Source organism: Streptomyces sp. NPDC046335, from assembly GCF_055587985.1.
Window position 1 is genome coordinate 343,496 of record NZ_JBVJFF010000011.1, and the last position, 14,705, is coordinate 358,200.

The following is a 14,705-nucleotide window of genomic DNA, read 5'->3' on the forward strand; positions in this document are numbered from 1 at the left end:
CCTCAGGGGGAGTTCCTAGCGTACGGGCGAGCGCGGCGGGCCGACCGGCCGGACCGCGCGGACTCAGGGCGCCCGACGAGGGGCCCGGGACGTACGAGGAGGAACCATGACGGCGTTCGTGCTGGTGTCGGGCGGTTACACGGGGGGCTGGCTCTGGCGGGACGTGGCCGCGCGGCTGCGCGGGGCGGGGGCCGAGGCGCACGCGGTGACGCTGACGGGCCTGGGCGACCGACGCCATCTGGCGGGGCCCCGGGTCGACCTGGAGACGCACATCGAGGACGTCGTCCAGGCGATCGACCACGTCGAGGCGGACGAGGTCGTCCTCGTCGGCTACTGCTACGGCATCTATCCGTCCGCGGGCGCCGCCGACCGGCGGCCCGACCGCGTCGCCCGGCTCGTCCACCTGGACTCGCCGCTGCCGCAGGACGGTTACTCCATGCTCGACCAGGTGCGCGAGCTGATGCCGCCCTCGCCGGCCCGCGAGCGGACGCTCGGGATGCCGGACCGGGCCGAGGACGGCTGGCGCCTCCCCGCGCCGACCCGGGCGGAGTGGCTGGAGCACGGGAACCTCGCGGGCGTCTCCCCCGAAGCACTCGACCGGCTGGCACGCCTGTCCTCGCCGATGCCGCTCGGCCCGTCCACGCAGAAGCTGCGCATCTCGGAGCGGGTCGCCGCGTTGCCGACGACGGGCGTCTTCTGCACCACCGGCGGTACGGCGGACATCGCCGCGCTCGAAGCGATGGTGGCGTCGGGCCTGCCGATGGTCCAGCACCTCACGGACCCGAGGGCGACCTTCTTCGAACTGGCCACCGGGCACTGGCCGATGCTGTCGGTGCCCGATGAACTGTCCGGCGTACTGCTGAGCGCGGCGGCGGGAGAGGGCCGCCGCCTCAGCACTGCCTGAGCGTCAGCTCTGCCCGCCGTCAGTGCTGCCCGGCGTCAGCTCTGCTTGTCGTAGGTGACGAACATCGTGCCGCTGTCGAGGAGCACGGCGTCCGTACGCTCGTAGTGCACCGGCTCGAAGGGCGTCTTCTGCGCGAACAGGGGCGTGCCCGAACCCAGCGTCAGCGGTGCGATCTTGACGACGAGACGGTCGATCTCGTCCCGCAGCACCCCGGCCAGTTCGCCGCCGCCGCAGAGCCAGATGTCCTTGCCGTCCTCGCGCTTGAGCTCCCGCACCTTCTCGACGGGGTCGGAGGCGACCAGCTCGACGCCCGGGTCGGGGCTCGTGGTGAGGGTGCGGCTGAAGACGAGGTGCCGCAGGTGCGGGTAGCAGTTGGGCAGCCCGGCGTCCACACCGATCATGTACGTCCTGCGCCCCTCCAGGATCGTGTCGAAGTGCGTCCCCTCGGCGGTGATGCCGAGGGCCTCCCTGGCCGGGGCCGGCAGGGTCTCCGGATACGTCTCCGCGAGGTGCTGGACGTAGTCCTGGCCGACCGGCCAGAAGCCGTCGGGGCCCGTGGGGTCGGAACCGTCGGGGCCGGCGATGAACCCGTCGAGGCTGACGGCGATGAAGTAGGCGAGCTTTCGCATGGGGGCTCCTTGGTGACGGTCGCGGTCGGTCGGACGGGGGCGGATGTCGCTGCTGCTGGTCAGTCAGGTCTCCTCGGAAGCGTTGCCGCGCAGGGCCGGGCTATCACGGCGCCCGTTGTACTCTGCCTGAAGTGGTCAGAACATAGTACTTCGCCTGGAGTGGTGTCAACGGTTTCCGGAAACGGGTCGCGGCGGTGCCCGTTCGCGCACCCGGGCGCAGGCGGCGCCTACTTGTCCGCCCGGAACAGCTTGATCTCCCGGTTCACGAAGAGGTGCACGTATCCGCACCGCCAGCAGATCAGCCCGGTCGCCGCCTCATCGGCCCACGCCATCTTCATGAACTCCATGCCGAAGCTGTTCAGCTTCACGTCCCGCTCGCGGAACGTGTCCGAGCCGCAGATCTGGCACTTGATCCACATGTCCCCGATGGCGGCCTTCACCGGCTTGACGGCCATGGCTCTCCCCCGTCCCTCGACTGTCCCCGTCACCGTCGGCCCTGGTCATACGCCGACGCCCCGAGGTTACCCGGGGCGTCGGCGGTGATCCTGAGGCTGTGTCAGCGCTGCGGCTGCGGCTCGGCCGCCTCCTGTTCGGCGGGCTCGGCCGAGGGCTCCTCCGAGGCCCCCTCCGAGGCCTCCGGAGCCGTCTCGCCCCGCCCCTTCCGCGGGAGCAGCACCGCGACAAGCACCGTGCCCACGCCGAGGATCGCCGCGCCGATCAGGCTGGTGTGGGAGACCGCGTCGGAGAAGGCGGAGCCGACCGCGTCGGCCATCTTGTGGGCACCCTGCGCCAGTTGCTCGGCCTGGCCCTTCAGCTGGGCCGCCTGCTGCTCCGAGCCGGCCTGCGCCGCCTTCTGGGCCGTCGCGCGGGCCTGGTCGCCGATGCCCTGGGCCACCGCGTAACCGGCGCCGACCGAGTCCTGCGCGGTGGACAGCGTGCCGTCGGGCAGCTTCGCGCCGGAGGACTTCGCGGCGTCCGCGAGGTTCGAGGAGTACGAACTGGCGAGCACCGAGCCGAGGATGGCGATGCCGAGCGAGCCGCCCAGCTCCAGGGACGTGTCGTTGACCGCGCCGCCGACGCCCAGTTCGGACTCCGGGAAGGCGCCCATGATCGCGTCGGTGCAGGGCGAGAGCGCCAGGCCGATGGCGAGGCCGAGGACGATCAGCGGGGCCACGAAGTCCCCGTACGAGGAGCCGGCGTCCACCTGCGTGAGCAGCGCGAGCGCCACCGTGCCCGCGACCATGCCCGCCGTCACGGTGATCTTCATGCCGATGCGCGGGGTGAGGTAGCCGGTGAGCGCCGAGCCGACGAAGACCGCGCCCGCGAGCGGCAGCATGCGTACGCCGGTCTCCAGCGGGTTGTAGCCGAGCACGAACTGAAGGTGCTGCGTGAGGTAGTAGAACGCGCCGAAGACCGCGAGGAAGAACAGCGCCACCGCCAGGTTCGAGCCCGCGAAGCGGCGGTCGAGGAAGCGGCGGACGTTCAGGATCGGGTGCGGGTGCCGCAGCTCCCAGCCGACGAAGGCCAGCAGGCCGACGCCCGCGACGACCGCCGCCGAGACCGCCTTGGCGTCCCAGCCGAAGTGCGGGCCCTGGATGATCATGTAGATCAGCGCGCCGGTCCAGACGACGGAGAGCAGTCCGCCCACGTAGTCGATCCGGTCGTGGTGGCCCGCCTTGGACGGCGGGATGAGCACGAAGGCGCCGAGGATCGCGAGGACGGCCACCGGCACGTTGATCAGGAAGGTCGACGACCAGCCGTGGCTCTCCAGGAGCGCGCCCGCGACCAGCGGGCCCGCCGCGATGGCGAGACCCGCGGTGGCGGTCCACAGCACGATGGCCTTGGCCCGCTCGGCCCGCGGGAACGTCGCCGCGAGCAGGGACAGGGTGGCGGGCATGATCATGGCCGCGCCGAAGCCCATGACGGCGCGGGCCGCGATGACGCCCGTGGAGCTGTCGACCAGGGAGCCCGCGACCGATCCCGCGCCGAAGACGACGAGGCCGAGGACGAGCGCGCCGCGGCGGCTGTACTTGTCGCCGATGGCGCCGAGCAGCAGCATCAGCGCCGCGTACGGGACGGTGTAGCCGTCGATGACCCACTGGAGGTCGGAGCTGGAGAGGCCGAGGTCCTTCGTCATGTCGGGCGCGGCGACGGTCAGCGCCGTGTTCGCCATCACGATGATCAGCAGGCTCAGGCAGAGCACCCCCAGCGCCCACCAGCGGCGGCCGTACGGCTGCTTCATCTCCTCGACCGGTTGCTTCATGACCAGCGCCACTGAAGCCTCACCCCTTCTGACCCAGTTCCCCGTGTGTGTCCGTTCACCGATGCGCTTGCACAGCACTGTGCAAATACACACCACTGTGCAAGTTACGTCATTGCACAGCGGTGTGCAAAACCGGTGCGGGGCGGGGGGCCGTGTGCCGCGTGCAGAATGGAGGCCATGAGCCGAGCCGACGCCAACCGCCGCCGCATCCTGGAGGTCGCTCTCGCGGAGCTCCTCCGCGACCCGGAGGCGTCGATGGACCAGATCGCGCGGGCCGCGGGCGTCGTGCGCCGGACCGTGTACGGCCACTTCCCCAGCAGGGAGGCGCTGATCGGCGCGCTCATCGACGGCGCCGTGGAGGCCGTCGCCGCGGCCCACGCCTCGGGCCGGGCGCGCTCCGACGACCCCGCCGAGTCGCTCGCGCACTCCATGGTCGCCGTCTGGGAGATCGCCGACGGCTACCGCCTGCTGGTCGCCCTCGCGCAGCGCAGCGTCGCGATGGAGGGCATCAGGCAGCGCCTCGCCCCGGTGCGCGAGCAGTGCGTGAACGTGCTGCGGCAGGGCCTCGACGACGGTTCGTTCACCTCGTCGCTGCCGCCAGCCGCCCTCGCGTACGTCCATGAACAGCAGCTCTTCGGCCTGATGGAAGCCGTCAACGACGGCCTCCTGGCCCCCGGCGACGCGGGCAGAGCGGCCGCCTCAACGGCCCTGCTCTCAGCGGGCGTCCCCGCGGAACGGGTACGAAAGATCATCACGGGTTCGCTGTAGCGCCCTGCCGGCCGGCGCGGGCGCAGGGACGCGGGGCGCCCGGCCCCGGACATACGAACGCGGGGCGCCGCCCCTGGCGCGGCAGCTTGTCGGCTGCTGCGTCGTGGGTGGCGCCCCGCGGTGAACTGGGTGAAGGGTGGCTACACCTTCGCTGGTTCCTTGTCATCCTCGGCCCGCGGCTTCGGCGCCACGGCGGGCTCGGGCGCGGTCGCGGGCTCGGGTCCGTGTCCGTGTCCGTCGTCGATCAGCGTCCGCTCGTCGAAGGGCAGCCGGCCCGCGAGGACCTCCGTGACCCGCTCCTTGTCGACTTCCTTGGTCCACGTGCCGATCAGCAGCGTGGCCACCGCGTTGCCCGCGAAGTTCGTGAGCGCGCGGGCCTCGCTCATGAAGCGGTCGACGCCGATGATCAGGCCGACACCGTCGACGAGGGCGGGCTTGTGCGACTGGAGGCCGCTCGCGAGGACCGCGATGCCCGAGCCGGAGACGCCCGCCGCGCCCTTGGAGGCGATCATCATGAAGAGCAGCAGCGAGATCTGCTCACCGATGCCGAGCGGCTGGTCCATGGCGTCGGCGATGAACAGCGAGGCCATGGTCAGGTAGATCATGGTGCCGTCGAGGTTGAAGGAGTAGCCGGTCGGGACGGTGATGCCGACGACCGGACGGCTGACCCCGAGGTGCTCCATCTTCGCGATGAGCCGCGGCAGCGCGGACTCCGACGAGGAGGTGGAGAGGATCAGCAGGAACTCGCGGCCCAGGTACTTGAGCAGCTTGAAGAGGTTGACCCCGGTCACGACCCTGACCAGCGTGCCGAGCACGACCACGATGAACAGCGCGCAGGTGACGTAGAACCCGATCATGATCGTGGCGAGCGCCTTCAGCGCGTCCACGCCGGTCTCACCGATGACGGCGGCCATCGCGCCGAACGCGCCGATCGGGGCGGCCCACATGATCATGCCGAGTACGCGGAAGACCAGCTTCTGGATGTGCTCGACGCCGCGCAGGACGGGCTCGCCCGAGCGCCCCATGGCCTGGAGCGCGAAGCCCACGAGCAGCGCCACCAGCAGCGTCTGGAGCACCTCGCCCTCGGTGAAGGCGGAGACGAGCGTCTTCGGGATGATGCCGAGCGCGAAGTCGACGAGACCCTTGTCCGCCTCGTCGGCCGCCGTGTGGCCCGCACCCTTCTCGGACTCGGTGATGTCCATGCCCGAACCCGGGTGCAGGATGTTGCCCACGATGAGGCCGATGGCGAGCGCGACGACGGACATCGCCATGAAGTAGGCGAGCGCGAGCCCGCCGACCTTGCCGACCTTGGCGGCCTTCCTGACCGAGCCGACGCCGAGCACGATCGTGCAGAAGATGATCGGGGAGATCATCATCTTGATCAGGTTCACGAAGCCGGTGCCGACCGGCTTGAGCTCCTTGGCGAAGTCCGGCCAGATGAAGCCGACGGCGATGCCGAGCAGCACGGCGCCGATGACGGCGATGTAGAGGTAATGCGTGCGGTCCCGCTTGGCCGCGGGTGCCTTCTGCGGGTCGGCCGTGCTGGTCACGGGGGCCCTCCTTGAACGACGACGTCGGCGTTGTGGTGCCTGGTGGCGCCTGCAGTGCGTGCGGCTCACGTCCTGGGCGGTGTACCTCGGCGATGCCCGCACCGATGTCTCATCGGTGTCCTGGGGATCCCGGCGACTATCTCCCGCCCTGCGCGGACCGTCACGCTTGCGTTCATTTAGTTCGCACTTATACGACCACCGGTTCACTTATGCACCGCCCGCCCCACGGACACGCCGTACGGCCGCCACGGCGGTGAGCACGGCCGCGCGGTCGGCCGCGCCGATACGATCACTTGTACGAAGAGGCAGACTTGCACCATGTCCCCCACCCGTCCGACCGGCCGCAGCCGCCTTCCGCGCAGCCTGGCGGGCCAGCTCTTCGCCATGCAGATCGTGCTGGTGACCGCCGTGGTCGCGGGGTGCGCGCTCTTCACGTATCTGAGCGACAAGCACCAGGCGGAGGAGGGCGCGCGCAACCAGGCCACCGCGGCGGCGCGCGCGGTCGCGGACTCCCCTTCCGTACGGGAGGCCATCGGCGGCCGTGACCCGTCGGCGCTGCTCCAGCCGTACGCGGCCCGGGTGCAGCGGCACACCGGCGTCGACTTCGTCACGATCATGGACCCGCGGGGCATCCGCTGGACCCACCCCGACGAGCGGCGCATCGGCGAGCACTTCCTCGGGCACACGGCGGACGCGGTGCGGGGAAAGACCTTCTCGGAGACGTACACCGGGACGCTCGGCCCGTCCGTACGGGTGGTCACGCCGATCTGGGCGGACGAGGCGGGCGAGGCGGGCGAAGGGCGGGTCATCGGGCTCGTCAGCGCGGGCATCACCATCGAGGAGATCACCGCCAAGGCGCGCGGCCAGCTTCTCGCGCTGCTCGGTGTCGCGGCGGCGGCGCTCGTCATCGGCGGCATCGGTACGTACGTCATCAACGCCCGGCTGCGGCGCAGCACCCACGGCATGAACGCCGCCGAGCTGAGCCGCATGCACGACTACCACGAGGCGGCGCTGCACGCGGTGCGCGAGGGGCTGCTGATGCTGGACGGGCAGCGGCGGGTCGCCCTCATCAACGACGGCGGCCGGGAGCTGCTCGGTGTCCGGGGCGACCCCATCGGGCGCAACGTCGCGGAGCTGGGGCTGCCCGTGCCCCTCACGGGGGCGCTCCTCGCCGCCGAGCAGCGGGTGGACGAGCTGCATCTGACCGCCGACCGCCTGGTCGTCGTCAACACCTCGCCCGTGACCGGCGGCGAACGCCGGGGAACCGTGGTCACTCTGCGCGACCACACGGAGCTTCAGGCCCTGGCGGGCGAGCTGGACTCGGAGCGCGGCTTCACGCGGGCGCTGCGTTCGCAGGCCCACGAGGCCGCCAACCGTCTGCACACGGTGGTGTCCCTCATCGAGCTGGGCCGCGCGGACGAGGCCGTCGACTTCGCCACCGCCGAACTGGAGCTGGCGCAGGCGCTGACCGACCAGGTGGTGGCCGCGGTGAGCGAACCGGTCCTCGCGGCGCTGCTCCTCGGCAAGGCCGCGCAGGCCAACGAGCGCGGCGTCGAACTCGTCGTCTCCGACGACAGCAGCATCGACGACGGCATGCTCCCGGCGGGCCTCTCCGCCCGTGACCTGGTCACCATCCTCGGCAACCTCATCGACAACGCGGTCGACGCGGCGCAGGGCTCACTGTCGGCCCGCGTCACGGCGACGGCCCGCGCCGACGGCTCCGCCCTCCTCCTGCGCGTCTCCGACACGGGCCCCGGGGTGAGCCCGGCCGAACGGGAGACGGTGTTCGAACGCGGCTGGTCGACCAAGGCGGCGACGGGCCGCGGCCTGGGCCTGGCACTGGTCCGCCAGACGGTGGCGAGGAACGGCGGGCACCTGACGGTACGGGAGTCCGCCGAGGGCGGAGCGGAGTTCGAGGTGACGCTACGGACACCTGGCGCGGACGCCAAGCAGCCCCCTGGACCGCCCGCCACCCCCGAAAACGGCGAAGCCCGAAACGAAGCCGAAGACAGAGACGAAGACGGAAACGGAGACGCAGAGGGAGCGATGGATTCACGCGAAAGCACCCCACCCGGGCCAGGGCCGGGGACCGAGCCGGACAGAGACGCGTCCAGCGCCCGGCCGGCACCCACCCGCGGCCGCCTCACCGCGACCCGGTACGGGACCGACGCGGGCCGACGCCGGCCAAGGCCCGGACGCGGGGGGCGCCTGCCGGAGGCCGAAGGCGGGGGACCCTCAACGGCGGAGCCCGGACACGGGGAACGCCCGCCGAAGGCCGGGCACGAGAGCGACGAACGCGGACGCCGACCTGAGGCGCAGCCCGGCTGCCCCGAACCCGGACGCGTGCCCGACACCGACCGCCCCGGGCCCCCGCCCGACACCAGACCCCCCGGCAGCGGCAGCGGCAGCCGCAGCCGCAGTCGTGGAGGTGCGGAGTGATTCGGGTTCTCGTCGTCGAAGACGACCCCGTGGCTGCTGACGCTCACGTGCTCTACGTCAACCGCGTGCCCGGCTTCGAAGCCATCGAGCGGCCCGCTCACTCCGCCGCCGAGGCCCGCCGGACCCTCGAACGCACGCACGTGGACCTGATCCTCCTCGACCTGCACCTCCCCGACGGGCACGGGCTCCAGCTCGCCCGCTCCCTGCGGGCCACCGGGCACCCCACGGACGTCATCGCGGTGACGTCGGCGCGTGACCTCGCCGTGGTCCGCGAGGGCGTGTCCCTCGGCGTCGTCCAGTACGTCCTGAAGCCCTTCACCTTCGCCACCCTCCGCGACCGCCTCACCCGCTACGCGGAGTTCCGCACCGCCGCGGCCGAGGGCGAGGCCACCGGCCAGGACGAGGTGGACCGCGCCCTCGCCACGCTGCGCGCACCCGGCCCCGCCGCCCTGCCGAAGGGGCTCAGCGGCCCCACCCTGGAGCGCGTCATCCGCACGCTGCGCGACGCCCCCGGCGGCCTGACCGCCACCGCAGCGGCCGAGACCGCCGGGCTCTCCCGCATCACCGCCCGCCGCTACCTGGAGCACCTGGTCGACACCGCACGCGCCGCCCGCAGCCCCCAGTACGGCCACGTAGGACGCCCCGAACTGGTGTACCGCTGGCTCACCTCCACCGAGTGAACCCACGGCCGCCCCGCGCCTTTCCCACCCCGGGCACCTCATCAACGTACGCCTGATAACAACGTTGTCACGTTGGTGACGGGCAACGACTCCAAGCGGCCGCACAGGCATTGACCTTGCTCCGAGCACGCCCTTACGTTCACCGGGCAGAGCCCCGCGCGGCGACCCGGCCGCGTCGGCCCGTAGGAGGTCGTGCCCGTGCGCCCCACCCACCGCCCACTGCTCCTCGCCGCCGCCACCCTGCTCACCGCCGGCACCCTCTCCGCGTGCGGCGGTGGCTCCGGCGACGACCCCGACACCGTGAAGATCTCGTTCAAGCAGTCCACGGACAACGAGATCAGGGTCATGGACACCTATCTCGCGGACATCAAGAAGCAGTTCGAGAAGGCCAACCCCGGCAAGAAGGTCAAGCTGGTGCCGATCAAGGCGCCGGACTCCGAGTACTACACCAAGCTCCAGCAGATGCTGCGCTCCCCCAAGACCGCGCCCGACCTGGTGTACGAGGACACGTTCCTCATCAACTCGGACATCACCAGCGGGTACTTGAAGCCTCTCGATCCCTACCTGGCCAAGTGGAAGGACTGGGACCAGTTCATCGACACGGCCAAGACGGCGGCGAAGGCGGCCGACGGCAAGACGTACGGGGTGCCGGACGGCACGGACACGCGCGGCCTCTGGTTCAGCAAGACCATCTTCGAGAAGGCGGGGCTCCCGGCCGACTGGCAGCCGAAGAACTGGGACGAGGTCCTGGACGCGGCGCGCACCATCAAGAAGAAGGTCCCCGGAGTCACCCCCCTCAACGTCTACACCGGCAAGCCGGCCGGCGAGGCCGCGTCCATGCAGGGCTTCGAGATGCTGGCGTACGGCACGGGCAAGGACCCGCTGTACGACCCCGGGTCGAAGAAGTGGGTCACCGGAAGCAAGGGCTTCAAGGACTCCCTCACCTTCGTGGAGACCGTCTACAAGGAGAAGCTCGGCCCGGACGTCTCGGACGCCCTCGACCCCAACTTCGCCACCCGCGTCCGCGGTGAGCTGCTGCCCGAGGACAAGCTCGGCATCAACCTCGACGGCTCCTGGCTGCCGCAGGACTGGGGCAAGGGTGCGGGCCACGAGTGGCCCGAGTGGTCGAAGAAGCTGGGCCTCGCGCACATGCCGACGCAGCACGGCCAGGCGCCCGGCAAGGTGAGCATGTCCGGCGGCTGGACCTGGGCGATCCCCTCCAAGGCGGACAATCCCGACCTGGCCTTCAAGTTCATCGAGACCATGCAGACGAAGGCCAACGCCAAGAAGTGGTACGTGGCCAACTCCGGCATCGCGGTCCGCGAGGACGTCGCGGACGACCCCGCGTACGTGAAGGCGCAGCCCGGCATCAAGTTCTTCACCGACCTGGTCGCCTCGACGCACTACCGGCCGGCGTATCCGGCGTACCCGAAGGTTTCCACCGCCATCCAGGAGGCGATGGAGTCGGTGACGACCGGCGACGCCTCGGTGGCCGAGGCGGCGAGCGGCTACGACGAAGAGGTCGACTCGGCCACGGACGGCGAGGTCATCAAGAAGTAGCGCACCGCCCGCAAACAGGACGATGCCCCCCGACCCGAAGCAGCACCGCCCGGACCTGGACGGCACCCCCCGGACCTGGACGGCACCGCCCGGCCGAAGTGGTGCCCGGACGCAGTGGTGCCGTTCGGTGCGTGTGGCCCGATGCCGAATGAGTGCCGGTACCAGAGAGTGAGTGCCCGTACGTGACTACCGCGCCCCCCGCGGGCCCCGGCGACGTCGTCAAGACGTCACGGGGCCCGGACCTCCCGCCGCCCGCCCGCCGCACGGCCGCCCGCGCCCGGCGGGGCCTGTTCAGGGCCCTGCCCGTGTCCCCCGCCGTCGTCCTCCTGGTGCTCTTCCTGGCCGGGCCGATCGGCTACTGCGCGTACATCGCCTTCACCGACCTCCAGTTGACCGGCCAGGCCGAGTCCAGCTTCATCGGGTTCGACAACTTCCGCGAGGCCTTCGGCGACGAACGGTTCCTCAACGCGGTCTGGCTCACCCTCGTCTTCACCGTCCTGTCCTCCCTGATCGGCCAGAACACCCTCGGCCTCGCGCTGGCCACCCTCATGCAGCGCGCGTCGAAGCCGGTCCGCACGGTCACCGGCGCCGTCGTCATCACGGCCTGGGTCCTGCCGGAGGTGGTCGCCGGCTTCCTGCTGTACGCGTTCTTCCGCCGCGAGGGCACCTTGAACGCGGTCCTGGACTTCCTCCATCTGCCGTCCCAGAACTGGCTGTTCACGCTGCCGATCCTGGCGGTCTCGTTCGCCAACGTCTGGCGTGGCACGGCCTTCTCGATGCTCGTCTACTCGGCGGCCCTCAACGAGATCCCCAAGGAGATCACCGAGGCCGCGGAGGTCGACGGCGCGGGCGGCTGGCGCCGCATGTGGCACATCACGCTGCCGATGATCCGCCGCTCGATCGGCACGAACCTCATGCTCAACACCCTCCAGACGCTCTCCGTCTTCGGCCTGATCTGGGTGATGACGCGCGGCGGCCCCGGTAACCGCAGCCAGACACTGCCGCTCTTCATGTACGAGCAGGCCTTCCAGAAGAGCATGATCGGCTACGGCACCGCCGTGGCTTTGCTCCTCCTGGTGGTCGGCTCGCTCTTCTCCCTCGTCTACATGCGCCTGCTGCGTACGGAGGTCTGAGTGTCCGCCATCAAGACCGCCGTCAAGACCACCAGGGCTCCGCGCACCCCGCGCTCCCGCCGTGCGAAGCACCGCCTCGCGGCCGACGCGGGCCTCCTCTTCGTGGCGGGCGCGTTCGTGCTCCCCCTCGCCTGGGTCGTCCTGTCCTCGTTCGACCCGAAGGCGGACCTGCGCGTACGGCTCCCGGACAGCCTCACCCTCGACAACTACGACAAGGTCCTCACCCCGGAGATCACCTTCACCCCGCTCCTGAACAGCTTCCTGCTCTGCGGCGGCGGCACCCTGCTCACGGTGGTCTGCGCGGCCCTCGCCGCCTATCCCCTCTCCCGCTACCGGTCCCGCCTCAACCGCCCCTTCATGCTGACGATCCTCTTCGCGACGAGCCTGCCGATCACCGCGATCATGGTCCCGGTGTACGCGCTGTTCGTGCAGGTCGACCTGATCGACACCATGCAGGGCACGATCTTCTTCTTCGCCGCGTCCCAACTCCCGTTCGCCATCTGGCTGATGAAGAACTTCATGGACGGCGTGCCGAAGGAGCTGGAGGAGGCGGCGTGGACGGACGGCGCGTCGTCCTTCCAGTCCCTGCTCCGGATCGTCCTGCCGCTGATGGGCCCCGGAGTGGCGGTGGTGACCGTCTTCTCCTTCGTCATGATGTGGGGCAACTTCTTCGTCCCCTTCATGCTCCTGCTCACCCCGGAACAGATGCCGGCGTCGGTCAGCATCAACGACTTCTTCGGCAACAAGGGCACCGTGGTCTACGGCCAGCTCGCCGCGTTCTCCATCCTCTACTCGACGCCGGTGATCCTCTTGTACGTCCTGATCTCGCGGCGCCTGGGCGGCGGCTTCGCGCTCGGCGGCGCGGTGAAGGGCTGAACCACGGCCCTGCCGGGGTCGGGCCCGGCCTGGTCTGGTCTGGCCTGAACCAGCTCTGGCGTCGGACACAGAACTGTGACACGACTTCGCGGCGATACGTCCCCCGCGCCCCTTTCGTACGCACACATCTCCCTGGTACCGGCTCCTGGACGGCACTAGCGTGCGAGACCCACGACCTCCCTCCCACTTCGCCAGGAGCTGACAGTGAACCGCCCCTTCCGCCTCGCGACGGCCGCGCTCACCGCGTCCGCGGCCCTGCTGCTGACGTCCTGCGGCAACGACGACAAGCCGGAGGACGACAAGATCGCGGGAGCGGAGCAGGCGGGCGGCGGTGACGAGAAGCCGGCCCCGCCGGACGAGCGGGCACCGGTGGCGGACCGGCCGGAGATCGAGCTGCCGTCGGACGTCTCCTTCACCTTCGACTGGGCGAAGACGGGCGACAAGGTGAAGGACGCCGTGCTGGCGGACAGGGAGCAGGCGATCCAGGCCGTCGACATGGCCATCGCCGAGAAGTCCCCGGCCCACAAGGCGCTGCGCTTCTACTACGAGGGCGAGGCCGCGGCCAACGCGCAGAAGTACGTCGAGGAATACGTGAAGGCCGAGGCCCGCACGACCGGCGCCTACCGCTACTACGAAGCGGCCGTCACGGCGGACGGCGACAGCGCGGGCCTCACGTACTGCGAGGACCAGAGCAAGGCCTACGACAAGTACCTCAAGAAGGACAAGGTCGACAAGGGACCTGCCACGAAGAACAGTTACGTGCTCTACGCCGCCCAGCTCAGCAAGAACAAGTCAGGTGTCTGGGTGACCACGAAGCTGAACGCGACTCGGGGGAGCGACAAATGCCAGCCATGAAGTACAGGTCGATGGCGCTGATGGCCGCCGCGGCCATGACCGGTGTGACCCTGTCCGCCACGCCGGCCGCCGCCGAGAAGGGCATCGGCGGTGGAACCGGGGCGGCGCCCGCACCGGAGGTGTCGGGCAGCCAGGAGGGCGGCTCCCTCCTCGCCACCGCCGGCGGCATCAGCTACGACGACTCCAAGAACGGCTCGGGCCCCAAGACCGGCGCGATCGCCCCGACGGGTGACTACAGCCCGCCCCCCTGCTGGTACGGCCCCGCCTACACCCCCGCCCAGTTCAAGAAGGAGCGTGAGGCGGTGTGGGGGGCGGAGTCCACGGGGGCCGAGTGGGACCTGGAGCAGCGCAAGCGGTACGTCGACGGGGAGCCGTACAAGAACTTCAACCTCGACAAGGCCGGCGAGGGCTACTGGTGGCACGGGTACGCCAACAAGGACTTCCCGCCCGGCTGGGACAAGTGCGACGAGGAAACGTTCTGGGTCGACGAGGGCGAGCCGCCGCCCGCCGGTCTCCCCGTCATCGACGCGGAGGTGCTCGCGAAGCTCGCGTACGCCAGGATCCGCGTGCCCGGCACGAAGGTGTCGCTGGCCCCCGAGGCCGAGACCAAGGTGAACCTGCCCACCTGGGCCTGGCTGGACGGCGCGGAGTTCAAGCCGGTGTCGGTCACGGCCAGGGTCCAGGTCCTCGGCATCGAGGCGACGACGACCGCCGAACCGGTCTCCCTGAAGATCGACCCGGGGACGGCGGACGCCGAGACGTACCCCGCGGACGGCGTCTGCGAGATCGTGGACGGCAAGATCGGGCGGCCCTACACCAAGGGCAGCTCCAAGGAGGAGCCGCCCTGCGGGGTGAAGTACCTGCGGTCATCGGGAGACGGTTCGTACCCGCTGAAGGCGACGGTCACCTGGAAGATCCACTGGACGGGCACCGGCGTGGACGGCGAACAGCAGCTTCCCGACGGCGAGTTCGGCGCCGAGCAGGACGTGGTCGTCCAGGAGATCCAGGCCATCAACCGCTGAGGGCCTTCCTTCGGCACCTTTCCCCC

12 protein-coding genes and 1 pseudogene are annotated in these 14,705 nt (G+C 70.5%); 9 read left to right on the forward strand and 4 right to left on the reverse strand.

Translation table 11 applies throughout. The features are described 5' to 3' along the window. Positions 1 to 106: 106 nt before the first annotated feature. Positions 107 to 904 carry an alpha/beta fold hydrolase gene (locus ACZ6JY_RS27570; RefSeq protein ID WP_469199917.1) on the forward strand — a complete coding sequence of 266 codons (798 nt, stop codon included), beginning with the start codon at positions 107 to 109 and terminating at the stop codon, positions 902 to 904. Positions 905 to 939: 35 nt separating this feature from the next. On the opposite strand, the gene ACZ6JY_RS27575 is transcribed toward ACZ6JY_RS27570, so the two are convergent. The 3 genes from ACZ6JY_RS27575 to ACZ6JY_RS27585 all read right to left on the reverse strand — a co-directional run bounded on the left by ACZ6JY_RS27575 (position 940) and on the right by ACZ6JY_RS27585 (position 3,808). After that, positions 940 to 1,533, reverse strand: a complete 594-nt coding sequence (locus ACZ6JY_RS27575; RefSeq protein ID WP_469199919.1) for a dihydrofolate reductase family protein — start codon at positions 1,531 to 1,533, stop codon at positions 940 to 942. Positions 1,534 to 1,760: 227 nt separating this feature from the next. Next, positions 1,761 to 1,988 (reverse strand): hypothetical protein, encoded by a 228-nt coding sequence (locus ACZ6JY_RS27580; protein WP_469199921.1) that lies wholly within the window; start codon positions 1,986 to 1,988, stop codon positions 1,761 to 1,763. Between the two features lie 101 nt (positions 1,989 to 2,089). Then, positions 2,090 to 3,808: an MFS transporter gene (locus ACZ6JY_RS27585; protein ID WP_469199923.1), complete on the reverse strand. Its 1,719-nt coding sequence runs from the start codon at positions 3,806 to 3,808 to the stop codon at positions 2,090 to 2,092. A gap of 165 nt (positions 3,809 to 3,973) precedes the next feature. On the opposite strand from ACZ6JY_RS27585, the gene ACZ6JY_RS27590 reads away from it, so the two are divergent. Then, positions 3,974 to 4,564 (forward strand): TetR/AcrR family transcriptional regulator, encoded by a 591-nt coding sequence (locus tag ACZ6JY_RS27590; protein WP_469199925.1) that lies wholly within the window; start codon positions 3,974 to 3,976, stop codon positions 4,562 to 4,564. 140 nt (positions 4,565 to 4,704) lie between these two features. Here the strand turns inward: ACZ6JY_RS27590 and ACZ6JY_RS27595 are convergent, their stop codons facing one another. Next, positions 4,705 to 6,114 (reverse strand): cation:dicarboxylate symporter family transporter, encoded by a 1,410-nt coding sequence (locus tag ACZ6JY_RS27595; protein WP_469199927.1) that lies wholly within the window; start codon positions 6,112 to 6,114, stop codon positions 4,705 to 4,707. Positions 6,115 to 6,498: 384 nt separating this feature from the next. Here ACZ6JY_RS27595 and ACZ6JY_RS27600 point away from each other — a divergent pair. The 7 genes and pseudogenes from ACZ6JY_RS27600 to ACZ6JY_RS27630 form a co-directional block, all read left to right on the forward strand. Next, positions 6,499 to 8,241: pseudogene (locus ACZ6JY_RS27600) on the forward strand (sensor histidine kinase); the annotation flags it as partial. Positions 8,242 to 8,549: 308 nt separating this feature from the next. Then, positions 8,550 to 9,233 (forward strand): response regulator, encoded by a 684-nt coding sequence (locus tag ACZ6JY_RS27605; RefSeq protein WP_469199929.1) that lies wholly within the window; start codon positions 8,550 to 8,552, stop codon positions 9,231 to 9,233. A 198-nt stretch (positions 9,234 to 9,431) separates the two neighbouring features. Further along, on the forward strand, positions 9,432 to 10,793 hold the full coding sequence (locus ACZ6JY_RS27610; protein ID WP_469199931.1) for an extracellular solute-binding protein: 1,362 nt from the start codon (positions 9,432 to 9,434) through the stop codon (positions 10,791 to 10,793). Between the two features lie 182 nt (positions 10,794 to 10,975). Beyond that, a complete protein-coding gene (locus tag ACZ6JY_RS27615) occupies positions 10,976 to 11,926 on the forward strand; it encodes a carbohydrate ABC transporter permease (protein WP_469199933.1) in 951 nt (316 codons plus the stop codon). After that, positions 11,927 to 12,802, forward strand: coding sequence for a carbohydrate ABC transporter permease (locus ACZ6JY_RS27620; RefSeq protein WP_469199938.1), 876 nt, complete (start codon positions 11,927 to 11,929; stop codon positions 12,800 to 12,802). 204 nt (positions 12,803 to 13,006) lie between these two features. Continuing rightward, complete coding sequence (locus tag ACZ6JY_RS27625; protein WP_469199941.1) at positions 13,007 to 13,657, forward strand: hypothetical protein; 651 nt, start codon at positions 13,007 to 13,009, stop codon at positions 13,655 to 13,657. Continuing rightward, positions 13,645 to 14,679 (forward strand): hypothetical protein, encoded by a 1,035-nt coding sequence (locus tag ACZ6JY_RS27630; RefSeq protein ID WP_469199942.1) that lies wholly within the window; start codon positions 13,645 to 13,647, stop codon positions 14,677 to 14,679. The genes ACZ6JY_RS27625 and ACZ6JY_RS27630 overlap by 13 nt, the downstream gene beginning before the upstream one ends. Positions 14,680 to 14,705: the final 26 nt, after the last annotated feature.

Bases quoted from the DNA above. Each gene is read 5' to 3' on its own strand.
- ACZ6JY_RS27630 (WP_469199942.1), top strand. From the start codon at position 13,645: ATGCCAGCCATGAAGTACAGGTCGATGGCGCTGATGGCCGCCGCGGCC.
- ACZ6JY_RS27590 (WP_469199925.1), top strand. From the start codon at position 3,974: ATGAGCCGAGCCGACGCCAACCGCCGCCGCATCCTGGAGGTCGCTCTC.
- ACZ6JY_RS27570 (WP_469199917.1), top strand. From the start codon at position 107: ATGACGGCGTTCGTGCTGGTGTCGGGCGGTTACACGGGGGGCTGGCTC.
- ACZ6JY_RS27575 (WP_469199919.1), bottom strand. From the start codon at position 1,533: ATGCGAAAGCTCGCCTACTTCATCGCCGTCAGCCTCGACGGGTTCATC.
- ACZ6JY_RS27580 (WP_469199921.1), bottom strand. From the start codon at position 1,988: ATGGCCGTCAAGCCGGTGAAGGCCGCCATCGGGGACATGTGGATCAAG.